Source organism: Pseudomonas sp. SLFW, assembly GCF_009905615.1.
Taxonomy (GTDB): Bacteria; Pseudomonadota; Gammaproteobacteria; order Pseudomonadales; family Pseudomonadaceae; genus Aquipseudomonas; species Aquipseudomonas bambusae.
Map to the genome: position 1 here is coordinate 22,937 of NZ_JAAAKW010000011.1, position 24,330 is coordinate 47,266.

General features: G+C 61.7%; 21 protein-coding genes. 7 read left to right on the forward strand and 14 right to left on the reverse strand.

Annotated features, from left to right (window positions below; all coding sequences use genetic code 11):
• Positions 1–64: 64 nt before the first annotated feature.
• The 3 genes from GVN17_RS19120 to GVN17_RS19130 are packed head-to-tail and all read right to left on the reverse strand — an operon-like array spanning position 65 to position 5,868.
• Positions 65–1,486: an efflux transporter outer membrane subunit gene (locus tag GVN17_RS19120; protein WP_166596822.1), complete on the reverse strand. Its 1,422-nt coding sequence runs from the start codon at positions 1,484–1,486 to the stop codon at positions 65–67.
• A complete protein-coding gene (locus GVN17_RS19125) occupies positions 1,470–2,636 on the reverse strand; it encodes an efflux RND transporter periplasmic adaptor subunit (RefSeq protein ID WP_166596823.1) in 1,167 nt (388 codons plus the stop codon). The genes GVN17_RS19120 and GVN17_RS19125 overlap by 17 nt, the downstream gene beginning before the upstream one ends.
• Positions 2,626–5,868, reverse strand: coding sequence for an efflux RND transporter permease subunit (locus GVN17_RS19130; RefSeq protein WP_166596824.1), 3,243 nt, complete (start codon positions 5,866–5,868; stop codon positions 2,626–2,628). The genes GVN17_RS19125 and GVN17_RS19130 overlap by 11 nt, the downstream gene beginning before the upstream one ends.
• Before the next feature lie 206 nt (positions 5,869–6,074).
• Here GVN17_RS19130 and GVN17_RS19135 point away from each other — a divergent pair, with 206 nt between their 5' ends.
• The 3 genes from GVN17_RS19135 to GVN17_RS19145 all read left to right on the forward strand — a co-directional run bounded on the left by GVN17_RS19135 (position 6,075) and on the right by GVN17_RS19145 (position 7,769).
• Positions 6,075–6,485 (forward strand): hypothetical protein, encoded by a 411-nt coding sequence (locus tag GVN17_RS19135; protein WP_166596825.1) that lies wholly within the window; start codon positions 6,075–6,077, stop codon positions 6,483–6,485.
• A gap of 409 nt (positions 6,486–6,894) precedes the next feature.
• Positions 6,895–7,611 (forward strand): zeta toxin family protein, encoded by a 717-nt coding sequence (locus GVN17_RS19140; protein ID WP_166596826.1) that lies wholly within the window; start codon positions 6,895–6,897, stop codon positions 7,609–7,611.
• The gene (locus tag GVN17_RS19145; RefSeq protein ID WP_166596827.1) at positions 7,611–7,769 is read left to right on the forward strand and encodes a hypothetical protein; all 159 of its coding nucleotides are present in this window, start codon (positions 7,611–7,613) and stop codon (positions 7,767–7,769) included. The genes GVN17_RS19140 and GVN17_RS19145 overlap by 1 nt, the downstream gene beginning before the upstream one ends.
• Before the next feature lie 46 nt (positions 7,770–7,815).
• Here GVN17_RS19145 and GVN17_RS19150 read toward each other — a convergent pair whose 3' ends face one another.
• The 3 genes from GVN17_RS19150 to GVN17_RS19160 form a co-directional block, all read right to left on the reverse strand.
• Entirely contained in the window at positions 7,816–9,207 is a 1,392-nt protein-coding gene (locus tag GVN17_RS19150; protein WP_166596828.1) for a HAMP domain-containing sensor histidine kinase, read from the reverse strand.
• Complete coding sequence (locus tag GVN17_RS19155; protein ID WP_166596829.1) at positions 9,185–9,868, reverse strand: response regulator transcription factor; 684 nt, start codon at positions 9,866–9,868, stop codon at positions 9,185–9,187. The genes GVN17_RS19150 and GVN17_RS19155 overlap by 23 nt, the downstream gene beginning before the upstream one ends.
• Positions 9,869–10,084: 216 nt before the next feature.
• Complete coding sequence (locus GVN17_RS19160; protein ID WP_166596830.1) at positions 10,085–10,978, reverse strand: formate/nitrite transporter family protein; 894 nt, start codon at positions 10,976–10,978, stop codon at positions 10,085–10,087.
• Between the two features lie 153 nt (positions 10,979–11,131).
• Here GVN17_RS19160 and GVN17_RS19165 point away from each other — a divergent pair, with 153 nt between their 5' ends.
• Positions 11,132–11,617, forward strand: coding sequence for a GNAT family N-acetyltransferase (locus GVN17_RS19165; protein WP_166596831.1), 486 nt, complete (start codon positions 11,132–11,134; stop codon positions 11,615–11,617).
• Positions 11,618–11,932: 315 nt separating this feature from the next.
• Here GVN17_RS19165 and pncA read toward each other — a convergent pair whose 3' ends face one another.
• The 5 genes from pncA to GVN17_RS19190 all read right to left on the reverse strand — a co-directional run bounded on the left by pncA (position 11,933) and on the right by GVN17_RS19190 (position 17,359).
• Entirely contained in the window at positions 11,933–12,583 is a 651-nt protein-coding gene (gene pncA, locus GVN17_RS19170; RefSeq protein ID WP_166596832.1) for a bifunctional nicotinamidase/pyrazinamidase, read from the reverse strand.
• On the reverse strand, positions 12,583–13,548 hold the full coding sequence (locus tag GVN17_RS19175; protein ID WP_166596833.1) for a D-2-hydroxyacid dehydrogenase family protein: 966 nt from the start codon (positions 13,546–13,548) through the stop codon (positions 12,583–12,585). Before GVN17_RS19175 ends, pncA begins: the two co-directional genes overlap by 1 nt.
• Positions 13,549–13,795: 247 nt before the next feature.
• A complete protein-coding gene (locus GVN17_RS19180; protein ID WP_166596834.1) occupies positions 13,796–14,449 on the reverse strand; it encodes a DUF1345 domain-containing protein in 654 nt (217 codons plus the stop codon).
• A gap of 147 nt (positions 14,450–14,596) precedes the next feature.
• Entirely contained in the window at positions 14,597–15,940 is a 1,344-nt protein-coding gene (gene gudD / locus GVN17_RS19185; protein WP_166596835.1) for a glucarate dehydratase, read from the reverse strand.
• A gap of 60 nt (positions 15,941–16,000) precedes the next feature.
• On the reverse strand, positions 16,001–17,359 hold the full coding sequence (locus tag GVN17_RS19190) for an MFS transporter (RefSeq protein ID WP_166596836.1): 1,359 nt from the start codon (positions 17,357–17,359) through the stop codon (positions 16,001–16,003).
• 340 nt (positions 17,360–17,699) lie between these two features.
• On the opposite strand from GVN17_RS19190, the gene GVN17_RS19195 reads away from it, so the two are divergent.
• Complete coding sequence (locus tag GVN17_RS19195; RefSeq protein WP_166596837.1) at positions 17,700–18,413, forward strand: FadR/GntR family transcriptional regulator; 714 nt, start codon at positions 17,700–17,702, stop codon at positions 18,411–18,413.
• Between the two features lie 194 nt (positions 18,414–18,607).
• On the opposite strand, the gene GVN17_RS19200 is transcribed toward GVN17_RS19195, so the two are convergent.
• Positions 18,608–19,759, reverse strand: a complete 1,152-nt coding sequence (locus GVN17_RS19200) for a carboxylesterase (RefSeq protein ID WP_166596838.1) — start codon at positions 19,757–19,759, stop codon at positions 18,608–18,610.
• 186 nt (positions 19,760–19,945) lie between these two features.
• Here GVN17_RS19200 and GVN17_RS19205 point away from each other — a divergent pair, with 186 nt between their 5' ends.
• Entirely contained in the window at positions 19,946–21,031 is a 1,086-nt protein-coding gene (locus GVN17_RS19205; RefSeq protein ID WP_166596839.1) for a sugar diacid recognition domain-containing protein, read from the forward strand.
• A gap of 158 nt (positions 21,032–21,189) precedes the next feature.
• Here GVN17_RS19205 and GVN17_RS19210 read toward each other — a convergent pair whose 3' ends face one another.
• On the reverse strand, positions 21,190–22,395 hold the full coding sequence (locus GVN17_RS19210; RefSeq protein ID WP_166596840.1) for a diguanylate cyclase: 1,206 nt from the start codon (positions 22,393–22,395) through the stop codon (positions 21,190–21,192).
• Positions 22,396–22,677: 282 nt separating this feature from the next.
• On the opposite strand from GVN17_RS19210, the gene GVN17_RS19215 reads away from it, so the two are divergent.
• Complete coding sequence (locus GVN17_RS19215) at positions 22,678–23,814, forward strand: glycerate kinase (RefSeq protein WP_166596841.1); 1,137 nt, start codon at positions 22,678–22,680, stop codon at positions 23,812–23,814.
• An 8-nt stretch (positions 23,815–23,822) separates the two neighbouring features.
• Here GVN17_RS19215 and GVN17_RS19220 read toward each other — a convergent pair whose 3' ends face one another.
• The gene (locus GVN17_RS19220; RefSeq protein WP_166596842.1) at positions 23,823–24,080 is read right to left on the reverse strand and encodes a DUF2790 domain-containing protein; all 258 of its coding nucleotides are present in this window, start codon (positions 24,078–24,080) and stop codon (positions 23,823–23,825) included.
• Positions 24,081–24,330 lie beyond the last annotated feature (250 nt).

A 24,330-nucleotide genomic window follows, 5' to 3' on the forward strand; every position in this document is an offset into this window, starting at 1 on the left:
GCCGGCAAGCCGTGCGGCTACAGTCAGACTGCGATTTGGCTGCTGTAACGTCGATGGGCCGCTATCACTCGGACTTCCACCCCCCACCCAACGCCACCGCCAATCCGACACTGGCCTGCAACCGGCTGGTGTCCACTTCCTGCAACCGCCGCTGCGCCTGCAATGCCGTGGTTTGCGCGGTGACCACCTCCAGATAATTCACCGCCCCCGCTTCATAACTGCTGGTCGCGATCTGTTCGGCGCTGTGGGCGGCGTCGACGGCGGCTTGCTGGTCTTGGGATTCCTGCTGCAAATCGCGCAATTGCCCCAAGTTGTCTTCCACCTCGCGCACCGCCTTGAGCACTTGGCTGTGGTACTGCGCGGCGGCTTCTTCGAACTCGGCCTTGGCCTGACGCTCGCTGGCGCTGCGGCGTCCGCCGTCGAAGATTGGCAGGTTCACCAGCGGCCCCAGTGCCCAATAACGATTGGCCGCTGCCAGCAGATTGCCGCTGCCCTGGGTCTGCCCGCCGAGCAGGCCGGTGAGGCTGAAATCCGGGTACCACGCAGCTTTCGCGACACCGATGTTGGCGTTGGCCGCGAACACCCGACGCTCTGCGGCCGCCACGTCAGGCCGTTGCTGCAACAGGCTGCCGGGCAACACGTGGGGGATGTCAGGCTGGTTCAACGATTCGGCGTTGTGAACCAAGGCGAAGTCGCTGGGCAAGACGCCCACCAGCTCGGCGATGGCGTGTTCGCTCAGGTCACTTTGCGCCTTCACATCGTCGAGTTGCGCCTGGGCTTCTGCCAGTTGGCTCTGGGCGCGGGTCAGGTCGAGTTCCGAAGCGATCTTACCTTCATAACGGTCGCGGGTCAGTTGTAGGGCTTGGGTGTAGTCGTCCAGCGACGCCTTGAGAATTCGGCTCTGTGCGTCCAGTCCGCGGGTTTGCACGTAAAGAGACGCGAGTTGCTTTTGCAGGCTGAGACGGGCGACGGCCAGGTCGTCCGCCGAGGCTTGGGCCTGCGCGTCACCGGCAGCGACCTGATTGCGAATCTTGCCCCACAGGTCCGGGTCGAAACTCAGGCTCAACCCGGCCGTGTCGCTGTTATAGACCGAGGGCTGGGTGTCGCCACGCAAGGGTCTTCGATCCGACTGGCGCTGACGCACCGGTGCCACGCTGGCGTTGATTTGCGGGAACAGCCCGGCGTGCAACTGGCTGGCGAAGGCCACCGACGCGTCGTAGTGGGCGAGGGCGGCCGCCAGGTCCGGGTTGGCGTTGAGCAGTTGCTGTTGCAGGTCGTCAAGCTGTTTGTCGCCGAACACCTGCCACCACTGGGCCTGCAATTCATCGGCAGGCTGCGCCGGATGCCAGGGGCCTGCGTCCTCCTTGTAATGCTCAGGCAGCGGCACCGCTGGCGCGTGATAGGTCGGTGCCAGCGAGCAGCCCTGCAAGGTCAGCGCGCCTGCGACGGCCAGTGCAAGGGCGAGACCCTTAAGCCTTGGGCGCATGGGTACCTCCCGCGTCGGCCAGTTGCACCGGGTCGTTTTCACGGAGGGCATCGGGCGGGTTGTCGATGACCTTGTCGGAGGCTTGCAAGCCTTGGTCAATCACCAGCCGATCCCCAAGGTCCATCGCGATGTGGATGTCGCGCAGGTGCACATGACCCGCCCCGTCCATCGTCGCGACCTGCGTGCCTTTGGCGCGGAAAATCAGTGCGCTCGCCGGGATGCTCATCCCATGGCTGCCTGCGGCAATGGGCAGGGTCGCGTCGGCGTAATCACCCGGCAGCAGCGCGCCATCGGGGTTGTCGGCCACGAACTGGGCCAGCAACGTGCCGGAGCGCGGATCGACGGCGGTGGAGTCGCCGAGCAGGGTCGCCTTGTAGGTTTGCGCGGGATGTTCGGGAACGCTGAGCTGCACCTGCATGCCGGGATGGATGACGCTGGCGTAGTTCTGCGGAATCGGCACATAGAGGCGCAGTCGATGGGTGTCGGCCATGCTGAACAACGGGGTGCCGCCGCCATCGTCGGCCTTGATCAACTGGCCGATGTCGGTGTTGCGCGCCGTGATCGTGCCGCTGAACGGCGCACGAATCGTCTTGTACGCGGCCAGGTCCGTGAGGCGCTGGTAGTCCGCCTCCGCCGCTTGCACATCGGCCTTCGCAGCGGTGGCGGCGGAGACTTTCTCGTCCACTTCCTGTTGCGACACCGAATGCGTGGCGAGCAAGTGTTGCCAGCGCTCGGCGGTGGTCTGGGCGATGCGCGCCTGGGCCTGTTGCTGGGCAAGGTGCGCGTGGGTTTGCGCCAGTTGTTGATCCAGCTCGGGGCTGTCGATATGCGCCAGCACCTGACCAGCCTGGACCTGGGTGCCGATGTCGGCGGCCCAGTCTTTCAGATAACCGCTGACACGGGCATTGATTGAGGCCTTGCTCCAGGCGTCGAGGCGTGCGGGCAATTGCAGCGTGTCGCCCTGGGCGTTTTGCGAAGGCGAGACCACCGTGACCACTGGCACCGACTGGCTTTCGGTCCAGTCCGCAACAGCGTGATCGTGGCGGGTGCGGGCGGCCAGGCCATTGGCGACCAAAAGTGCCGCCAGGGTCAGGCCGCCGATGCCGGTGAGCATCAGGCGTTTGCGCGAAGGGGCGTGTTCAGACGACATGGGGTGTTTCTCCATCGGTAGCGCTGGCGGGGGTAATTGCAGGGGTGGGTTTCGAGTGGCGGTGCACGAGGCTGAACACCACGGGCACGAACAGCAGGGTGGCAGTGGTAGCGAGAATCAACCCGCCAATGACGGCACGGCCCAGCGGTGCGTTCTGCTCCTGAGAAATGGCCAGCGGCAGCATGCCGATGATCATTGCCAAGGCCGTCATGCACACCGGGCGAAATCGGGTGTAGCCGCCTTCCAGCGCCGCGAGCAGCGCGTCGCCGTGTTCGGCCAGCCGCTCGCGGCAGAAACTCACCACCAGAATCGAGTTGGCCGTCGCCACGCCCATGCACAGGATCGCCCCGGTCAGCGCGGGCACCGACAGCGACGTGCCGCTGAGGAACAACATCCAGACGATCCCGGCCAGTGCCGCCGGCAGCGCCGTGATGATCACAAACGGGTCGATCCACGACTGGAAATTGATCACGATCAGCAGGTAGATCAGCACCACCGCGCCGAGCAGGCCGAAACTCAAGCCGCTGAAGGCTTCGTGCAGCGCGTCGATCTGGCCGTGCAGACTGACCACCGCACCTTTGGGCCGCAGGTGCGCCATGTCGTCGATGACCTTTTGCACGTCCTTGGCCACACCGCCGAGATCACGGCCCTGCACGTTGGCGAACAGGTCCAGCGTCGGCTGAATGTTGTAGTGGGTGACCACGGCGGGGCTGTCCACGCGTTTGATCGTCGCCAGGCCGCCGAGGATCTGTGACTGCCCGTCGCTGCCGGTGATCGGCAGGGCTTCCAGCGTCGGCAGGCTGTCCAGCCGGTATTGCGGGGTCGCGGCGACCACGGAATAGGACACGCCGTTTTTCGGGTTCAGCCAGTAGGTCGGCGCCACTTGTGAGGTTCCGGCCAATGAGGCGCCGAGGCTGGTGGTCACGTCTTTTTCGGTGATGCCCAGTTGCTTGGCGCGCAGCCGATTGACATCCACTTGCAGCGACGGATAGCCCGTGGATTGCTGGATGCGCAGGTCGGCGATGCCGGGGATTTGTTGCAGGCGGCGTTGCAGCGCCAGCGCGTAATCACGGTTGGCGTCGCCGTTGGGCCCGGAAATTTTCAGGTCCAGCGGGGCCGGGTTACCGAAGTTGAGAATCTGGCTGCTGATGTCGGCGGGCAGGAAGGCGAACTGGCTGCCGGGGAAACTCTGGGGCAGGGCTTCGCGCAGGCGTTTGACGTAGTCGGCAGTGGGCGCGTGGCCTTCTTTCAGGGTGACCTGAATGTCGCCGTCCTGCGGACCGATGGTGCCGCTGCTGCTGTAGGCCATGTCGATGCCGCTGAGCGGGATGCCGATGTTGTCGATCACGGTGTCCAGCTCATCGCCGGGAATGATCTCGCGGATGCGCTGCTCGATGCGGTCGAAGTCGGCCGCGCTTTCCTCGATCCGCGTGCCCAGCGGCAGGCGCACGTGCATCGACAAGGCGCCTGCATCGGTGGCCGGGAAGAAGTCTTCCCCCAGGCTTGGCAACAAGGCAAAGCTGGCCAGCACGCAGGCCAAAAAGCCCAACAGGAAGGCCTTGCGACGCTTCAGTGCCACCCCCAACAGCCCGTGATAGACGTCGCGAATCGCCGAGAAACGCTTTTCGAAACCCTGCTGAAAACTCAGCGCGCCGCGCAGGATCACGTTGCGCTGACGGCCGTGCTGATCGCCCTCGTGGTGATTGATGAAGGCGTCTTCCGGGTGATGACCAGGGCCGGATTCCAGCACGTGGGGCTTGAGCAGAAACATCGCCAGCGTCGGCACCAACGTCCGGGACAGCAGAAACGAGCTGCCCATGGCGAAGATGACTGCCAGCGCCATCGGCCGGAACAGGTAACCGGCGATGCCCTGCAGCATGAACATCGGCACGAACACGATGCAGATGCACAGCAGCGAGACGAACGCCGGGCCGACGATCTGCTTCGCGCCGTCCATGATCGCGTCCTTCACCGCCTTGCCTTGTTCCAGGTGCCAGTTGATGTTTTCGATGGTCACTGTGGCGTCGTCCACCAAAATCCCCACTGCCAATGCCAGCCCGCCGAGGGTCATGACGTTGAGGGTTTGCCCGGTGAGCGAGAGCAGGGCGATGGCCGACAGCACGGCCAGCGGAATCGACGCGGCGATGATCAGCGTCGAACGCCAACTGCCGAGGAACAGTAGGATCATCACGCTGGTCAGCAGGGCGGCGATGATGCCTTCCCGCGCCACGCTGCCCACCGATTCCTTGACGAACACCGAGGCATCACCGAGCAGCGACGTTTTCAACTCGGGCGGCAGGGTTTCGTTGATCAGCGGCAGCATGTTGCGGATGTCGTCGACGATCGACAGGGTCGAGATGTTGCCGTTTTTCAACGCGGGCATCAGCACCGCACGACGGCCATCGACCCGGACGATGTTGGTCTGCGGCGGTGAGCCGTCCCGCACGTGAGCGACCTGGCCAATGGTGATCAGCGCGCCGTCGACGGTCTTGATCGGCAGGTCGTTGAGTTCGTTGATCGCCTGCGGGCTGTTGTTCAACAGGACCGTGTATTCGTCGGTGCCCATCTTCGCCGTGCCCACCGGAATGATCTGGTTGCCAGCGGCCAGCGCGTTGCCGACGTCCTGCGCCGACAGGCCCTTGGCAGCCAATGCCTGCGGGTCAAGATCGAGGGTGATCTGCCGTTGCTTGCCGCCCATGGGCGTTGGCATCGCCAGGCCGGGCACAGCGCTGAGGGGCAGGCGAATGCTGTTTTGCACGAGGTCGCGAATCCGCGCTTCCGACAGGGTCGGGCTGGAAAAGGCCATTTGCAGGATCGGCACCGTCGAGGCGCTGTAGTTGAGGATCAGCGGCGGGGTGATCCCGGCGGGCATCTGTTTCAGCACGGTTTGTGACACCGCCGTCACCTGGGCGTTGGCGGTGCGGATGTCCACGCCGGGCTGGAAGAAAATCTTGACGATGCCCATGCCGGGCAAGGATTGCGATTCGATGTGCTCGATGTCGTTGACCGTGGTGCTGAGCGAGCGCTCGTAGGTGTAGATCACCCGGCCCGCCATGGCGTCCGGCGACAGCCCGGCGTACTGCCAGACCACCGCCACCACCGGAATGCCGATGTCGGGGAACACGTCCGTGGGCGTCTTGACCGCCGCCATCGGCCCGACAATACAGATGAAAATCGCCAACACGATAAACGTGTAGGGCTTGAGCAATGCAGTCCTGACCAGCCCGAGCATGCCTGAAACCTCCTATTCGAATGGGCGCAGTCTTGGGGCCGGGACCTAACAGGCAGCTTTCGCCCAGATGAACAAATCGTTAGTCCCGCGCACAAGGAGCTTTCATGGGGGATTCATTTGTGGTTCATCCGGGCGGCGCGCAGCCTTGAATCGTCGAAATTCACCCTGCACCGCAGGGACTTTTTCTTTCCAATGAGGGTTGTGTCATGAACGCCAAATCACTGTTGCTCGTGCCCATGCTGGGGCTGGTGGCTGTCCTGTCTGCGTGTGCGGGTCCGATGCCGAAAGCCGATCCCACCGAGGCGTGGATCGGGTTGCAGGAAGAGCCTTCCGGCGTGTTGATGGCCGAGGACCTGGACGGGAAGCGCCTGAACGATGGCCGTTATTTCGATGTGAAGCCGGGGGCACATAAGCTGGACGTGGATTTGATCGTCGACGGCAATGGCGACGACGGGCAGATGAATTGCGAAGCGGGGATCAGCTTCACCCGGTTCAAGGCGGGCGAGCATTACAAACTGGTGGAGTCGAGTCTGGGCGAGGAATACCGGGTGAAGCTTGAGGATTCCCAAGGGCACCAGATTGGTCGTAGCCGGGACTTTACGTGCATGCCGGGGTGATGTGATCAACAGCATCCCGGTGTAGCACGCCAGCGCTCCGGGCTTTTCCTGTGTGCGCGAATTCATTCGCGAAGGGGTGGGTACATCCGCAGTATCTCCATCGCCTGAACCATCTTTCGCGAATGAATTCGCTCCCACAGGTTTCGCGTCACGACACGATTACGCGATCGACATCAACCCCCTGTAGCCGTCCGGGCCTCCACTGTGTGCGCGAATTCATTCGCGAAGGGGCCGGTACATCCACAGCATCTCTATCGCCTGAACGCTACGGCCTCCTGCTATCCCATATCCGTGAATGCTCGGCAGCGCATCCTGTTTCTGCGTGTTGCGTCGGATAGGCAGGGTCCGCAGACCTATCAATACTGCGTGCCAATCAAGTGGGTCAACTCATTGAAAGGACGTAGGGGAAATGGATTCAGACGAACAACAGATTGCGGATGAGGCGGTGGTATTTGCCAAGGCGAACAGGCGGGAGATTGCGAGAAGGCTGACAGATCCATCGATTTATCTGTCTGAAGACTCGCCGGTTTCGGTATTCATGGCAGGGTCTCCAGGTGCCGGCAAGACTGAAGCCTCACTCGAATTTCTCGCTCGCTTTGGCGGGACTGTCTTACGAATAGATCCTGATACTTATCGCTCGGAATTACCGGGATACACAGGCAGCAATTCTTTTTTGTTTCAGAGAGCAGTGTCAGTCCTGGTTTCAGCTGTTCACGATGAGGCGTTGCGGTTGCAGCAATCGTTTCTGCTGGATGGTACGTCATCGAATTACGAGACAGTCTCGCGCAACATTCAGCGCTCACTGAAACGAGGTCGATTCGTACTGGTTTTATACGTGTACCAAAACCCGGAGCGGGCCTGGGAGTTTGTGCAGGCGCGGGAGAAAGTCGAAGGCAGAAATATTCCGCTCTCCGGGTTTGTGCATCAGTACTTCGCCGCTCGAGAGGTCGTGAATCGGCTGAAATTCGATTTTGGTCACGCGGTGACAGTCGACATCTTTATCAAAAACGCAGACGGGTCGACCAGAGCGTACAAAGAGAACATCCAGCGAATTGACACCCATATACCCGAATCCTATGATCGGGCCTTGCTCGAGCGAATGTTGAGTCACCTGAGGTACACATAATGTCAGCCCCTGAAAAACTCAAAACCGTTAAATCGACGCCCTTCTCAGACTTCGTCCGTAACGCCAGCTCTGAAGAAAAAGAACGCGTCTATCAGGAAGTCATGAAGAAAGCCTGGGAGCGTCAGGAGCGGATCATCGAGAAGGCCCGCAACCTGTAACCTGAATTTGCCCATCAAAGCCGCCCCTCAAGGCGGCTTTGTCGTTTCAACCCAGCGCCATCACCTGCCGACACTCCAACACCAGGCTCGCGCCGCCGGAGGGGCTGTTGCCGATGCGCAGTTTGAAGCCGTGGAGGTTGACGATGGCGGCGACGATGGAGAGGCCGAGGCCGAAGCCGCTGTGGTTGTTGCCGGTTTCGCTGCGGTAGAAGCGTTTGAACACGGCTTCGCGTTCGGCGTCGGGGATGCCGGGGCCGGTGTCCTGGACTTCGATGAACGTGGTGTCGCCCTCGGCCCGGGCGATCATCAGCACCTGGCCACCGGCCGGGGTGAATTTGATCGAGTTGCTGAGCAGGTTCGATAACGCTTCGAACAACAGCGCCCGGTCGCCCACCAGCGGCGGCAGCTGTTCCGCGACTTTCAGGTGCAGTGAGACGCGACCTTCTTCGGCCAATGGCAGATAGAAATCGAACAGCTCATGCAGCAGCGGCACGGGATCGAGTTGGCCGAAGGCGGAGCGGCGCTGGTGGTCTTCCAGCTCGGAAATGCGCAGCAAGCCCCGGAAACGGGCCATCAGGGTGTCCGCATCGGCAATCACTTGCGCCATCTGTTCGCCCTGGGGCGAATGTTCCGGGGATTGCTGTTGAATGCGGTACAGCTGCGCCCGCAGCCGGGTCAGCGGGGTGCGCAGGTCGTGGGCAATGTTGTCGCAGACGCCCTTGACCTCGTTCATCAGCCGCTCGATGCGGTCGAGCATGGCGTTGACGATGTCGGCGAGCATGTCGATTTCGTCCCGACGGTCCGACACAGGCAGGCGTTTGGTCAGGTCGCCGATGACGATGGCTTCGGCGCTGGCCTGAATCGCGCCGATACGCCGCAAGGGTCGACGGCGCAGCAGGTGCCAACCCAGGGCGCCAGGGATGATCGTCAGCGAGACGCCCCAGAGCAACGCACGCAGGATGAGCGTGGCCACGGCGAACAGCGAACCATTGTCCCGGACCAGCACCAGCCAGCGGTTGTCCATCGTGTGAATGGCCACGGCATCGCAACTGGCGCGCGGCAGGTTCGGGTCGTCGGAATCGATGCAGGTGTCCAGCTCCTGGATTTCACCGGTCAGCTTCAGGCCCTCAGGAATCTCGCGGATCGGCCCGGCGATGGGCTGAAGGTCCTTGTCGAACAGGCCATAGGCGTCGACGGTGCGGATGTCGAAGCGCTCGCTGGTGTGCAGCGCGTCGTCCAGTTGGACGCCTTCGAAGCGCGAGAACAGTTGCTGGCGCTGCATCAACGAGTGGCGGGCAAGGTTGTTCAGGTAACTGGTGACTTCCCAGTACAGCACCCCCATGAGGATGCTGCTCCAGGCCACGAACAGAAAACTGTAAAGCGCCAGCAGACGGCTGCTGGAGGAGCGCCAGCCCTTAGACGGGTTCGGCAATGACATAACCTGAGCCTCGAACGGTACGTATCAGCGGCGTCAGGGTAGGGGGATCGATTTTCTTGCGCAAGCGACCGATGTGCACGTCGATGAGGTTGGTGCCAGGGTCGAAGTGGTAACCCCAGACTTCCTCGAAGATCATCATGCGGGTGATGATCTGTCCGTTGTTGCGCATCAGGAATTCCAGCAGCTTGTATTCGGTGGGCAGCAGGTTCAACGGCTGCCCGGCGCGGCTGGCTTCGCGGGTGATCAGGTTCAGCTCCAGATCGCCGACCTTGAGCATGGTTTCGGCTTGGGTTACGGGGTTGCTGCGGCGCAGCAGGACCTCGACCCGAGCGGCCATTTCGTCGGAAGCGAAAGGTTTGGAGAGGTAATCGTCGCCCCCGGCGCGCAGGCCACGGACGCGTTCATCGACGTCGGACAAGGCGCTGATCATCAGGATCGGCGTGGCAATGCCGAGGGCGCGCATGGTGGTGACAATCGCCAGACCGTCTACTTCGGGCAGCATGCGGTCGAGGGTGATGAGGTCGTAATCGCCGCTGACGGCGCGCACCAACCCCTCACGGCCATTGTCGACCCAATCCACCTGGAGGCCATGGCTGCTTAACTCGGCGACGATTTCCTTGGCGGTGACGGCATCGTCTTCGATTGTCAGAATTCGGGTCATTGGAGTGCCTGAACCACGTTGCGACTGGAGACTCGCATTTTGCCTTTAAACGTAGCCGGTATTTCTTAAAAATTATTTAAGTACGAACTGCGGCCTTTATTTCGCAAACGATCTATGACCTGTGGGTGCGAATTCACTCGCGATACGTCGGTGCGGGCAACACCTCTCTATCGACTGTACCGAAGTATCGCGAATGAATTCGCTCCCACAGATGACTCATTCCGTCTTGGGGGCGCGGTTGCCCTCGCGCTTTTTATCCGAACGCTGTTCTTTCTTTGGCGTCCCGCTCTCACTTCGAATCTGCGCATGGCTGATCAGTGCGAAGATAAAGCTCCCGCCGATGATATTCCCCGCGAGGGTCGGCCCGGCGAACACCAGCCAGAACTCTTTCCACGACAATTCCCCGGCGAACACCAGGTACGAGACCTCCGCCGAGCCGACCACGATGTGGGTGAAATCCCCCAGCGCCATCAGGTAGGTGATCATCAGGATGATCCACATCTTGGCGTTTTCCATGGAGGGGATCATCCAGACCATGGTGGCGATCATCCAGCCGGAGACGATGCCCTTGGCGAACATCTGCGTGGTGCCGTTTTCCATCACCTTGCGGCCGATGTCCAGAAAGGCGGCGTCGGTCTTGCTGTCGAAAATCGGCAGTTCCAGCATCACGTACGCCACCAGCAGCGTGCCGCACAAGTTGCCCACCAGCACCACACTCCAGAGCCGCAGGAGACGGCCGAAGTTGTTCAGCGTCGGCTTGCTCATCACCGGCAGCACGGCCGTCAGGGTGTTTTCAGTGAACAGTTGCTGACGGGCAAGGATCACCGCAAGAAACCCGGCGCTGTAGCCAACGCTGGCGATCACCTTGAACGCTTCGCCTTCCGGCAGCCGCGAGTTGAGCAGCCCCATGGCCATCAGCGACAGGCCCATGGTCAGGCCCGCGGCCAATGCCGACCAGAACAGCGCGGCGACGTTGCGCTCCAGCTCCTGATCGCCCTGCATGCGGATCGTCTCGTGCAGCACGGCGGCGCGGGGTGGCTGGTTCTCGTCGATGTCGCGTTCTTCCTCGGGGGTAAGGCCGGGGGTCTTGCCGTCTTGTTCAGTGTCCATGCTGCTTCTCTTGGGTAGTCTGGCGGTTTGCTGAGGGAGACGGTCAGTTTTTTTCGGTGTACCTGCTGCGCCGTGCTGTTGGTTGAGACACAATCCGCTCCCCGTCGTTCGCCCCTGCGCGGCGGCCTTTTCATTGATTCGGGAGACCCCACCGTGACCCTTCATATTCGAGACGCCACCCGCGCCGATGCCGCCGTGATTCTGGGCTTCATCACCGAGCTTGCGATCTACGAAAAAGCCGAGCACGAGGTCAAGGCCAGCGTCGCCGACATCGAGCGCAGCCTGTTCGACGAGCCGTCACCGGCCAAGGCGCTGATTTGCCTGCTCAACGACCAGCCCATCGGTTTTGCGGTGTATTTCCTCAGCTACTCGACGTGGCAGGGCCGCAAGGGGCTGTACCTGGAAGACCTGTTCGTGTCTGCCAGCCAGCGCGGGATTGGCGCGGGCAAGCAACTGCTGCGGCATCTGGCGAAGATCGCCCATGACACCGGATGCGGTCATTTCGAATGGAGCGTGCTGGACTGGAACCAGCCCGCGATCGATTTCTATAAATCGATTGGCGCCGAGCCGCAGGACGAGTGGGTGCGGTATCGGATGGAAGGGGAAGGGTTGAGGCGGTTTGCGTTGGGTAACGAGTAGGCCGGCACGGTGGATGACCTATAGGCGCGAATTCATTCTGGGCGGTATTCCCACGAGAGTCCGGTACATCCGACGTAGATGTAGCGCCTGCCAAGTCTTTTCGCGAATGAATTCGCTCCCACAGGGGTTCGATATCGCCACGAAATGTGCGGCCTGACGCAGGTTTAACTGTGGGAGCGAATTCATTCGCGAAAGGTGGGACAGGCGATGGAGATGTGCAGGCTGTAACAACCATTCGCGAATGAATTCGCTCCCACAGAGGATCGTCAGCGCACGCCAGGCCTCAGCCTGGCGCTTAGGCGACGGGTATCCGGTTCAGCCCGTCAGATCAGCACTGTCAATCCGCACCACACCCGCCGCCGTCAGGTCCTGCCACGCCTTTTCCAGCGACCCGCCGAGGTCGATCGCCTTGCACGCGTCAGCGATCACCCACGTATTGAATCCCGCCGCCCGCGCATCCAGCGCCGACCATGCCACGCAGAAGTCCAGCGCCAGGCCGACCACGAACACGCTGTCGACCCCGCGCTCGTTCAAATACCCCGCCAGCCCGGTCTGGGTCGTGCGATCTGCTTCGACGAACGCCGAATAACTGTCGATCCCGGCGTTGCAGCCTTTGCGCAGGATCAACTGCGCTTGGGGAATATCAAGGTCGGCATGCAGCGCCGAACCGTAAGTCCCTTGAACGCAATGATCCGGCCACAGCGTTTGCGGGCCGTAGGGCAGGGTAATGATGTCGAACGGCGCGCGCTCGGCATGACTCGATGCGAACGAAATGTGCCCGGCCGGGTGCCAGTCTTGCGAGATCACCACGTTGCGAAACTGCGCGCCCAGGCGGTTGATCAGCGGCACCAGTTGATCACCCTCGGCCACTGCGAGCGCGCCACCGGGCATGAAGTCGTACTGCATGTCGATGACCAACAGCGCGGCACGAGGGTCTGAAGGCGTCCGGGAGAGGGCGGCGGCCATCAGCCAAACACCCGAATCGGCACACCCGCGTGCCACGCCTGTATGTCTTCGATCATCTGGCTGAAGAACATCCGGTAGTTGTTTTCGGTGACATAGCCCACGTGCGGCGTCGCCAGCAGGTTCGGCAGGCTGCGGAACGGGTGATCGGCGGGCAGCGGTTCGATGCCATACACATCCAGCGCCGCACCGGCGATCTTCTTCTGCTTGAGCACGTCGACCAGCGCGTCTTCATCGACGATCGGGCCGCGAGCGGTGTTGACCAGATACGCCGTGGGTTTCATGCGGTTCAGCGAGGCGGCGTCCACCAGCCCGCGGCTGCGATCACTCAGCACCAGGTTGACCGAGATGATGTCCGACTGCTCGAACAATGCCTCTTTGCTGACGTAGGTCACGCCATGTTCGGCGGCCCGTTCGGCGGTGAGGTTTTCGCTCCAGGCAATGACCTTCATGTCGAAGGCCAGCGCGTAGCGGGCGATCTTCTGGCCAATGCTGCCGAGGCCGACAATCCCCAGAGTCTTGCCATACAGGTCGCTGCCAATGCCGATCTGCCAGTTGCCCGCGCGCAGGGAGTTGGCCTCGTCGACGATGTTGCGGGTGACGCCCATGATCAACGCCCAGGTCAGCTCGGGGGCGGCGTATTTGTAGCTCTCGGTGCCAACCACCGTGATGCCAAGATGCGCGGCGGCCTTGAGGTCCAGCGCCGCGTTGCGCATGCCGCCGGTGACCAGCAACTTGAGGTTGGGCAACTGGCTGAGCAGGGCATCGTCGAAGATCGTGCGTTCGCGCATCACGCAAATCACGTTGAAGTCGTTGAGGCGGGCGACCATGGTCGCGGTATCGGCGGGGAAGTCGTGGAGGAAGCTGACCTCGCCAATCGGGTTGAGTACGGTCCAGTCCACCACGTTCTGGGCAACGGACTGCCAGTCATCGAGCACGGCAATTCTCAGCGCGGAACCCTGAGTCATTTCGGTTAAGCCTCGTTCAAGAGCACATTGGATTTGTGGAGGCCAACATACGCCTGCCCAACCGTCAGTGGAACCCCATCGCCGCTCTGCGCCGGGTGTTGCTGACCTTGCCCCATACGTTGGAATGCATACCTGTAGGAGCGAATTCATTCGCGAGGCGGCCTTTCAGACCCCGAAAATCGGCCAGCTGTACCGACGTCTCGCGAATGAATTCGCTCCTACAGGGGGATTGGTGTCGATTCTGGGATCAGTTGAACAACCCCGCCGCGATGTTGATCGAAAACCCCAATATCGACGTGTTGAACAGAAACCCGATCAACGACTGCGCCAGCACCACCTTGCGCAATTTTCGGGTCGCCACGCCCACGTCCGAGGTCTGCACCGCCACACTGATGGTGAACGAGAAGTACAGGAAGTCCCAGTAATCCGGATTCTGCTCACCGTCGGCAAACCGCAACGCCGCATCGTCGCCGTTCCAGGTGTAAAACATCCGGGCGTAATGCAGGCTGAAAATCACCCCGATCAACAGCCACGACCCGACGATGGTGAACCCGGTAAACGCGTAATGCAGCGCCTTGTCGCTGGAAGACATGTCCTTGATCCCGGCCAGTTCCAGCACGATGGCGGCCAGGCTGGCAATCGCCGCCACACAGACCATCACCAGCACCCAGCCAGCGTTTTCATCCTCGACTTCGGCGATGCGTCGCACGGCTTCGGCGTTGGATTTAAACGTGCGGATCATGATCAGCAGCATGTACACCCAACCGGCGACGTTCCAGGCGATCAGGCATTTACTGGTGAGGGTGATGGAGGGGGCGACGAGGGCGGCAACGATGCCCGCGACGACACCGAAAGCGATGGCGATGGTCAGGCGAGGGTGGGTCTGGGTCAGATGGGACATGGACGGCTTCACGGCAGTGAGATGCTGGAACCTTAGCACGCCATGAACAGTGGAGCAGATGAAGAAAAACGGCGCGCAAGGGGTTACGCGCCGGTCGCCATATGGCAGTTAACGTGGTTCTGTTTCAGGCAGCGTTGCGAGCCCGTGTTAACGGACCAGGCAAGGCTGCTTATTGTTGAACGTCCAGTTCGGAATCAGGAACTGCATCGCAACGCTATCGTCCCGCGCACCGAGGCCCATGCCTTTGTACAGCTCGTGGGCCTTGGCCACCTGATCCATGTCGATCTCGACCCCGAGGCCCGGTTTCTTCGGCACCTGCACGTTGCCGCCGATGATCTGCAGCGGGGCTTTGGTCAGGCGCTGGCCGTCCTGCCAGATCCAGTGGGTGTCAATGGCGGTGATGTTGCCCGGCGCCGCTGCGGCGGCGTGGGTGAACATCGCCAGGGAAATGTCGAAGTGGTTGTTGGAATGCGAGCCCCAGGTCAGGCCCCACTCGTTGCACATCTGCGCCACGCGCACTGAACCCTGCATGGTCCAGAAGTGCGGGTCGGCCAGCGGGATGTCCACCGATTGCAGCTGGATCGCGTGGCCCATTTCACGCCAGTCGGTGGCGATCATGTTGGTGGCGGTGCGCAGACCGGTGGCGCGGCGGAACTCAGCCATCACTTCACGGCCCGAGTAGCCATTTTCAGCACCGCACGGGTCTTCGGCGTAGGCCAGCACCTTGTGCTGATCGCGGCACAGGCGGATGGCTTCTTTCAGCGACCAGGCGCCGTTCGGGTCGAGGGTGATGCGGGCTTTCGGGAAACGCTCGGCCAGCGCAGTGACCGCCTCGATTTCCGCGTCGCCGCTCAACGCGCCGCCTTTGAGTTTGAAGTCTTCGAAGCCATAACGCTCGAACGCCGCTTCCGCCAGACGCACCACGCGCTCCGGGGTCAGGGCTTCTTCGTGACGCACGCGGAACCAGTCGTTGTCGGCGTCTTCTTCAGTGCGGTAGGGCAGGTTGGTTTTCTTCTGGTCGCCGACGTAGAACAGGTAGCCAAGCATCTTCACTTCGTCACGCTGCTGGCCTTCGCCGAGCAGGGCCGCGACCGGCACTTCCAGGTGTTGACCGAGCAGGTCGAGCACAGCGGCTTCGATGCCGGTGACCGCGTGAATGGTGATGCGCAGGTCGAAGGTTTGCAGGCCACGACCGCCGGAATCGCGCTCGGCGAAGGTGCGGCGCACGTCGTTCAGAATCTTCTGGTAGTTACCGATGGTGCTGCCGACGACCAGGGCGCGAGCGTCTTCCAGGGTCTGACGGATCTTCTCGCCGCCGGGGATTTCACCGACGCCGGTGTGACCCGCGTTGTCTTTCAGGATCACGATGTTGCGCGTGAAATACGGACCATGGGCGCCGCTCAGGTTGAGCAGCATGTCGTCGTGGCCCGCGACCGGGATGACCTGCATGTCGGTGATAACGGGGGTGCTGCCGGAAGTCTGTGTCGTCATGGCGAAATCCTTGGTTGTGCAGGGCGCCGCGCGGGCGCCGTTGAATCGGGGTTCAAGTCGTTACGAATGGCTGGGCGTGGCGTCGGGTTTTGACCCTGCGGTGACGGGCGCCGCGCCGGGTTTCGGTGTCGTGCGCACGCTGAACACCAGGATCGCGGCAATGATCGACGTGGCGGTCAGGCCGTACAGCCCACCCTGAATCGAGCCGGTCTGTTGTTCGAGGATGCCGAACGCGGTCGGTGCAACGAAGCCGCCGAGGTTGCCCACGGAGTTGATCAGGGCGATCACGCCAGCGGCGATGCGGGCGTCGAGATAGCCTTGCGGGATCGGCCAGAACAGCGACGAGGCCGATTTGAAACCCATCGCCGCGAAGCAGATGGCAACGAAGGCGAACACTGGACCGCCCGTGGTGGACATAAACATCCCGGCAGCCGCGATCAGCAGCGCCGCGGCGACCCAGGCCTGCTGGTGCTTCCACTTCGCCGAGAGGCTGGCGAAGCCGTACATGCAGACGATGGCGATGAACCAGGGGATCGAGTTGTACAGACCGACCTGGAAGTCGCTCATGTTGCCCATCTTCTTGATGATGCTCGGCAGCCAAAACGTCGCTGCGTAGATCGTCAATTGAATGAAGAAGTACATCAGGCAGAACAGGATGATTTGCGGGTCTTTCAGCAACTGGCCGATAGACAGCTTCACCGGGCTGGCGGCTTCACGGGCGCGCTGTTCAGCGTCGATGGTGTCCGTCAGCGCGTCTTTTTCCGCTTGGGTCATCCACTTGGCGTCCTGGGGTTTCGAATCCAGCCAGAACCAGACGAACACGCAAAGACCGACCGAGAACAGGCCTTCAATGAGGTACATCCACTGCCAGCCGTGCATGCCCAGGCCTTCGATTTGCAAGAGCATGCCGGACAGTGGGCCAGAGATCAGCGAGGCAAACGCCGAGCCGCTGAGGAAGATGGCGATGGCCTTGCCGCGCTCGACGCCCGGCAGCCAGCGGGTGAAGTAGTAGATCACCCCCGGAAAGAAACCGGCTTCGGCCACGCCCAGCAGGAAGCGCAGGATGTAGAAGTGGGTTTCGTTTTGAATGAAGGCCATGCCAGCCGCGACCAGGCCCCACGTGAACATGATGCGGGTCAGCCAGAGGCGGGCGCCGACTTTCTGCATGAGGATGTTGGAGGGGACTTCGAACAGCGCGTAGGCGACGAAGAACAGGCCAGCGCCAAAACCGTAGGCGGCTGCGCCGATGCCCAGGTCGTGTTCCATGTGACTGCGGACGAAACCGATGTTGACCCGGTCGATGTAGTTGACGATGAACATGATGACGAACAGCGGCAGGATATGACGTTTGACTTTGGAAACCGCCGATTGCAAGACGGAATCATTGACGTCATCCACTCGTGATGAGGGTGTGTTCACTCTGTTGACTCCCACTGATTATTTTTATGCGGGGCTTTCGTATGTGTGTGACAAGGTGTGTGCGCCCTGTTGTTAGTCATCATACAAGTACGCATTATCTCCGCAAGCGGTTTCCAAGGGCTTGCGGGAAATATTTCGGTGTCATAGGCTTGCTTGTCTGACAAGTTGGACGAGTCTGGTCAAGCCGTCGAGTGGCCTGTTCCACGGGGATTCTCACGGGATTTTCTCAAGGCGTGCGAGGTACGTGGCGATCACTCGTCTCGGTCTGTCGGGTTGAAAAAAGACAAGTGCAATCAGGGCAGATACTCCATCATTCGAGGCCACTGTCAGGACAACCTCCATGCAAACACCCTCTCGGACGCTTCCCAAACGGCGGCAGCACAACCTGGCCACGGACCTGGTCACAGACCTCAGTCAGCGGATTCTCATGGGCAGCATCGCGCCGGGGGAAAAGCTGCCGTCCGAGAGTGAAATCGTGCGTCAGCACGGGGTAAGCCGGACCGTGGTGCGGGAGGCGATCTCCAAGTTGCAGGCATCGGGGCTGGTGGAAACCCATCAAGGCAAAGGCACCTTCGTGCTGCAACGCACCGAGCAGAGCGGCATGCGTTTGAACGTCGAAACCGCGTTCAGCGTGCGCCACATCATCGAACTGCGGCTGGGCCTTGAAACCCAGGCCGTCGCGCTGGCGGCTCAGCGGCGATCCCAGGAACAGCTGTCGGCCATGCGTTTGGCACTGGATGACTATCAGGACCTGCTGGCCAAGGAAGACAGCTGCGTGGAGGCGGACCGCCGCTTTCACCTGCTGATTGCCGAAGCGACGGGTAACCCGTATTTCGTCGAGATCCTGCAGAACCTGGGCAACGCCGTCATCCCCCGCAGCCGCATCGCCACCAGCGAACGGGCTGGCACCAGCCTGACGAACCACGCCTATCTGGCGAACCTCGAACACGAAGCCATCCTCGCCGCCATCCGCCGCCAAGACCCCGACGCCTCCCGCGCCGCGATGCTGACCCACTTGAGCAACAGCCGAGAGCGGCTGGCGCCGGGGGAGTGAAAGGCTTGGTCAGGCAATCGGTCTGACGCGGACTTGGCTGTAGGAGCGATATCGCCACGAAATGTGCGGCAATACGCAGGCTTAACTGTGGGAGCGAATTCATTCGCGAAACGTCGGTACATCCCACACGTATCTGTCGCCTGCCCAACCCTTTCGCGAATGAATTCGCTCCCACAGGAATGCCGCGTCCGACCCTAATGAGCTGAGTCCAACACCCCCATCATCACGCCCATCTGCCACTGGAAATACGGGTTGAACGTCAACCGCGCAAACACCTTGCCTGGTTGACGATGCCCCCAGTCCGAGTACCACACCGCATCACCCTTCAAACACTTCTGCATGTCCGCCGCGTCCTGCCCGTTCCAGCAGATCCGCTGACGCCCATCCTGCCCGTACAACGGATTCTCCGGCGAGAACAGCAGCCCCATATGGGAAAACTGGGCAATGCGAAACTCTGGCAGGTAGTCAGTTCGCACCAGCACGCGCGGCGATTGGGCGGCGTTCGCCGGTTGATCCCCGTACCAGATCAGGCGGCTGCCCGGGTGCCTGAAACGCGCACTGAACGTGTCCAGCACATACGCCGTGTCGAGCACCGAGTCGTGCTGCGTGATCGCAACGAAAACCGGCTTGTCGTAAGGCCGCTCTTGAATACGGTCCTGTGCCAGCAAAGCGCTGCGGTAGAACTGGGCGAACCCATTGGTGGGCACATTCAGATAACGAACCGGGGTCTGCATCGGTCGGACGCCATCGTCGGGCTTCGCCAGCCACGGCCGGAACCAGCCGATGTACTGCGTCACCCAGGCGTAAGTATTTTCCGGGCGAAACGCAGGAGAAAACAGCACCAGTCCGGCAACGTCCGCATGCGCATAGGCATAATCCAGCACGAGATTGGCCCCGGTGGAAAAGCCCCCCAGATACACCGTCGGCACCTCGCGACGCAGAATCAGCGTCTGTTCGCGCACCACCTGCTGCCACTGTTTGAGCGTCACATCAAGCATGTCCGAGGGCTTGCTGCCATGCCCCGGCAACAACACCGTGCGCACCAGAAAGCCCTGATCGGCCAGCGCCTGCCCCACATCATTGAACGACCACGGCGAATCCCCCAGCCCATGCACCAACAGAATCCCGCGCTTCGCCACCCCCACAGGCCGCCATTCGCGGGGCGCATTCCACTCCAGCTCGGCAGCGTGATCATCGGTTTGAAAGGTGCGGTTCTGCTGAAGCCAGGCCAGGGTCTGTTGGCGATACTCGGCAAAACTCGACTGACCCAACGGCACCTCGGTGGACGCGCAGGCGGGGAGGGTCAGTAGGGGAAGAAAGAACAGGGCGAGGCGGGATAGGGGCAAAGTGGTGTGACCTCACAAGCATCGGCGATGCTTGGCACTCTGACACGCTGTCGATGCCTTGGGTATCCGGGGCGGGTGATTGTCATGCGGGAACTCGCGGCAAAAATCAGGCAGACTCCGCAGACCCCTAAAAACAAGATGTGACCTGTATGACCCGTTTAACGCGCCGCTCCCCGGAAGTGCCCCATGTTCGCCCTTGATCACGCGCTGGCCCAGGACATTGTTGATCGGGCGATGGCGATTTTGCCGTGCAACGTCAATGTGATGGATTACCTCGGCATCATCATTGGCAGCGGTGAGGCGGAGCGGTTGTACACGCGGCATGAGGGCGCGCAGTTGGTGCTGGCCAATCGTCGGGTGGTGGAAATCGATGCGCACACGGCCAGGCAACTGGACGGGGTGCGACCGGGGGTGAACCTGCCGTTGATGCTGGACCAGAAGCTGGTGGGGGTGCTGGGCATCACGGGGGAGCCGGATCAGGTGCGGGTCTATGCCGAGCTGGTGAAGATGACGGCGGAAATGCTCATGGAGCACCGTCGTCAGCAGGCCGATCAGCAGTGGCGGCATCAGCGCAGTGAGGATTTGCTGGCGCGGCTGTTGTGGGGCGACAGCGCCGAGCATCTGGTCGATGAGGCCGAACAGCTGGGTTTGCAGCCGCAATTGCCGCGTCAGGCGGTGTTGATCGAACTGCCTGACGGTGCGGGCTATGCGGGTCCGTTGGCGGCCTGGTTGAACGGACGTTACGCCAACAGTTGGTGTGTGTCGTGCGAGCCGAGCCTGGTGTATTGGTGTCGTGCGGCGGGCAAGGATCGCGATGATGCCTTGCTGCTGGAGCAGTTCGACGAGCAGGGTTGGCCGGTGTCGCGCATGGCCACGGTCGAGCCGTCGTCAGACCTGACCTCTTTACGCCACGCCTGCACGGCCGCCCGCGATCTGCTGGATTACGCCCGTCACGTTCAACCGCAACACCGGCTGTTGAGGTTGGCGAGTCATCGGCTGTCGGTGCTGTTCTGGCGCAATCGCCATGACTGGCTGGCTGAGGAAATCGCCGAACCGGTGCTGCGTTTGCAGGGTAACGGCCAACTGCTCGACACCCTGCGCGCCTGGTTCGATTACAGCGGCGAAAGCCAGGCCTGCGCCGATGCCTTGGGGATTCATCGCAACAGCTTGCGCTATCGGCTGGAAAAAATTGCCGAGGTGAGCGGGTGTGACCCGTACCGGACCGATGAGCTGTTGAGGTTGTACCTGGGAATGCAGATGATCCCGCGCTAAGTCATCAGGCCCCGACGCTGCAATCCATGGCATCCCGGCTCCTCTGTAGGAGCGAATTCATTCGCGAGACGGCGTGTCTGGCGCTGGCTATGAGGAGCAGTGCCCATGTCTCGCGAATGAATTCGCTCCCACAGGTCGAGTCCGGTACCCGGCACGCTTTACAAATCCATCGCCTCGACCACCTCAACCCGCCCGCGCACCTGCTTGGCCCGATACAGCGCCTTGTCCACCGAGCGCAACAGGGCTTCGAAGTCTTCCCGGCTGTTCAACGTCGAGGTTTGCGCCAGCCCGGCGCTGAAGCCAATCGGAAACGGCAGCTTCGCTTCTGCCTTCGGCGGGTCCAGCGCCTCGCACAAGCGTTTCATGAACATCTGCGCCTGTTGCACGTCGGTGCCGGGGAACACCAACAGAAATTCCTCGCCGCCCCAACGCACGAACACGTCATCCTTGCGCATCAACCGAGTCACAGTGTTGGCGAACAGTTGCAGGGCCGAATCCCCCATCGCATGCCCGTACTGGTCGTTGATGCGCTTGAAGTTGTCCAGGTCGATCATCGCCACGGCCAGCGGGTAGCGTTGCGGCCCGTTCTGACGACGCTCCTGATGAAGAATCGTCGCCACCGCGCCGCGTCGGTTCAGGGCGCCGGTCAGGGTGTCGGTGATGCTCAATTGCACGACCTGCTGGCGCAATTGCTCCTGCAACATCAGGGCGAAGCTGAGGGTGAACAGAAACGAGACCATGAAATCCATCGCCAGCGCAGGCAGCGAGAACATATCCGGTTCATCGAAGGCCAAGGGCGGCGGGGGATCGACGGCCAGCGTAATCGCGGAATGGGCATGAAAGATAAGCAGCGCGACGTGCCCGGCAAGCAACGCCCAGGCACCCCGAAAACGTTTTCTCAACGGCCAAGTCACGCAGAACTGCACGGCGATGGTCAGCACGCAGAACAGAAAAAACCACGACAGCATGTAATCGTTGTGCAGCAGCACACTGGCGCCGATGCCGTACAGCAACACGGGCGTGAGCAGCATTCGCAGGTGCCACGCGACACCGTGGGCACGTTCGGCCAGTTGATGCAGCGCCAGGGTGTGGCAACCGATGGCCAGCAACAGCCCTGCAGTGTTGGCGATAAAGGCAGTTTCGGGCGTGAGAATGCCCAGCCAGTCGGGGCTCTGGGGAATGACGCCGGGTTGCATCAGGTCGACCGCGCGATAGGCCGCCAGCACCAGATCCCCGGCAATCCACCAGTGCAGCGGCGCGCGGTGACGGCTGGTGCCGACGTAGGACAGGCACAGCATCAGCGTGGTCATGAGTCCGAACGGGATGATGATTAACAGCAGGGTGACGGGATCGTTCAGAAGCATAGGGCTGCGGCTTTCATCGTGAAAAAACCAAAACGGGCAGATCGGCCATGAGGTGGCGATAACCCGTAAAAAAATAGTGGCTATATAGTGTCATATTCGCCGGTTTGTGTGGCCGAAATGTCTCCGATACAGCAGACGTTATAGAGAACGACCCGCCTATCGTCGATATCGCCGGGCCTTTTGTTCAGATGAACAACACAGCGTCTGACCGCGTTGTGCGAAGGGCAGGCGGAATTTCCCGGCACCCGTGCGAAGATCGCGACCATCGATAAGGAGAACACCATGAACATCGTCATCGCCCCGGATTCCTTCAAGGACAGCCTCAGCGCCCAAGGTGTCGCCCAGGCCATTGCCAGCGGCTTGCGTGAGGTGTGGCCGGACGCGCGGCTGGTCGAATGCCCAATGGCCGATGGCGGCGAAGGCACCATCGAAGCCGTGTTGGCGGCGTGTGGCGGCCAATGGATGACCACCGATGCGACCGGTCCCCTGGGTGCGCCGACCGAGGCGCAGTGGGGATGGCTGCCTGACACCCGTACCGCGATCATCGAAATGGCGATGGCCAGCGGCTTGCAGATGCTGACCCTGAAACAGCGCGATGCCACGGTCACGACGACGTACGGCACCGGCGAATTGATCGCCGCCGCGTTGGACGCCGGTGCGCAGCGGGTCATTCTGGCCATCGGCGGCAGTGCCACCAATGATGCGGGCACGGGCATGCTGTCGGCCTTGGGTGCGCGCTTTCTCGATCAAGAGGGCGAGCCGCTGCCCCCCGGTGGCCTGGCACTGAGCCAGGTCGCACAGATTGATCTGGATGGGCTGGACGCCCGCCTCAAGGACGTGCAGTTCGAAGTCGCCGCCGACGTCAACAACCCACTCTGCGGACCCAACGGCGCCTCACATATTTTCGGGCCACAGAAAGGCGCTTCGCCGGAGCAGGTGCTGGCATTGGACGCAGCGTTGGGCCACTTCGCCGAAGTCTCTGCCCGCGTGCTGGGCAAGGATGACAGCGAGTACCCTGGCACCGGCGCGGCAGGGGGAATGGGTTTCGCTGCGAAAGCCTATCTCAATGCTTCGTTCCGTCCGGGTGTGGAAGTGGTCGCTGACCTGACCGGTCTGGCCGCCGCTCTACAGGGCGCCGATCTGGTGATCACCGGGGAAGGGCGCTTCGATGCCCAGACCCTGCGCGGCAAGACGCCGTTCGGTGTCGCGAAAATCGCCCAGCGTCATGGCGTGCCGGTGATCGTGCTTGCGGGCACCTTGGGCGAGGGCTACGCGGACCTTTACGAACACGGCATCAGCGCGGCGTTTGCCTTGGCCAGCGGGCCGATGACGCTGGAGCAGGCCTGCGACAACGCCGCGTCCCTGCTGCACGACCGGGCACGAGATCTGGCGCGGATGTGGCGCCTCGCCGCGCGGTGATCGAGCGATCAGTTGTCGCCCAGGCACGTGTTGCCGCTGGTTTCATAACGCAGGGTGTGGGCCTTGCCCATGTGATCGACGTAGCCCAGGTCCACCGGGCGCACGCCGCAGAAATTCAGGTTCGGGGTCTTGGTGACTTCGGCGATATCGAGCTTGGTGCCGTAGGTGTATTCCTGCACCTGCGGCATGTTCTTCATGTCGGCGTGGGCGGTCAGGGCAACGCTGCTCAACACGGTCAGGGTCAGGGCGATCAGTGTGGTTTTCATGGGAGGCTTCCTCATTTCAGGGTTAATAACTTCTTGAGCCCGTATGACGAAGCCGGGGGAGGGTTATTCCCGGAGGCTTGAAAATATCTTTGCTTGACGCAGATTCAACTGTGGGAGCGAATTCATTCGCGAGACGTAGGGACAACCGACGCCGATGTGTCGCCTGCACCTTTTTCGCGAATAAATTCGCTCCTACAGGAGTCCAGTGTCGCTGCGAAGTTATTGGCCAAACGCTGTTCAACTGTGGGAG

Bases quoted from the DNA above. Each gene is read 5' to 3' on its own strand.
- GVN17_RS19120 (WP_166596822.1), bottom strand. From the start codon at position 1,486: ATGCGCCCAAGGCTTAAGGGTCTCGCCCTTGCACTGGCCGTCGCAGGC.
- GVN17_RS19125 (WP_166596823.1), bottom strand. From the start codon at position 2,636: ATGTCGTCTGAACACGCCCCTTCGCGCAAACGCCTGATGCTCACCGGC.
- GVN17_RS19130 (WP_166596824.1), bottom strand. From the start codon at position 5,868: ATGCTCGGGCTGGTCAGGACTGCATTGCTCAAGCCCTACACGTTTATC.
- GVN17_RS19135 (WP_166596825.1), top strand. From the start codon at position 6,075: ATGAACGCCAAATCACTGTTGCTCGTGCCCATGCTGGGGCTGGTGGCT.
- GVN17_RS19140 (WP_166596826.1), top strand. From the start codon at position 6,895: ATGGATTCAGACGAACAACAGATTGCGGATGAGGCGGTGGTATTTGCC.
- GVN17_RS19145 (WP_166596827.1), top strand. From the start codon at position 7,611: ATGTCAGCCCCTGAAAAACTCAAAACCGTTAAATCGACGCCCTTCTCA.
- GVN17_RS19150 (WP_166596828.1), bottom strand. From the start codon at position 9,207: ATGTCATTGCCGAACCCGTCTAAGGGCTGGCGCTCCTCCAGCAGCCGT.
- GVN17_RS19155 (WP_166596829.1), bottom strand. From the start codon at position 9,868: ATGACCCGAATTCTGACAATCGAAGACGATGCCGTCACCGCCAAGGAA.
- GVN17_RS19160 (WP_166596830.1), bottom strand. From the start codon at position 10,978: ATGGACACTGAACAAGACGGCAAGACCCCCGGCCTTACCCCCGAGGAA.
- pncA (WP_166596832.1), bottom strand. From the start codon at position 12,583: ATGGCCGCCGCCCTCTCCCGGACGCCTTCAGACCCTCGTGCCGCGCTG.
- GVN17_RS19175 (WP_166596833.1), bottom strand. From the start codon at position 13,548: ATGACTCAGGGTTCCGCGCTGAGAATTGCCGTGCTCGATGACTGGCAG.
- GVN17_RS19180 (WP_166596834.1), bottom strand. From the start codon at position 14,449: ATGTCCCATCTGACCCAGACCCACCCTCGCCTGACCATCGCCATCGCT.
- gudD (WP_166596835.1), bottom strand. From the start codon at position 15,940: ATGACGACACAGACTTCCGGCAGCACCCCCGTTATCACCGACATGCAG.
- GVN17_RS19195 (WP_166596837.1), top strand. From the start codon at position 17,700: ATGCAAACACCCTCTCGGACGCTTCCCAAACGGCGGCAGCACAACCTG.
- GVN17_RS19205 (WP_166596839.1), top strand. From the start codon at position 19,946: ATGTTCGCCCTTGATCACGCGCTGGCCCAGGACATTGTTGATCGGGCG.
- GVN17_RS19210 (WP_166596840.1), bottom strand. From the start codon at position 22,395: ATGCTTCTGAACGATCCCGTCACCCTGCTGTTAATCATCATCCCGTTC.
- GVN17_RS19215 (WP_166596841.1), top strand. From the start codon at position 22,678: ATGAACATCGTCATCGCCCCGGATTCCTTCAAGGACAGCCTCAGCGCC.
- GVN17_RS19220 (WP_166596842.1), bottom strand. From the start codon at position 24,080: ATGAAAACCACACTGATCGCCCTGACCCTGACCGTGTTGAGCAGCGTT.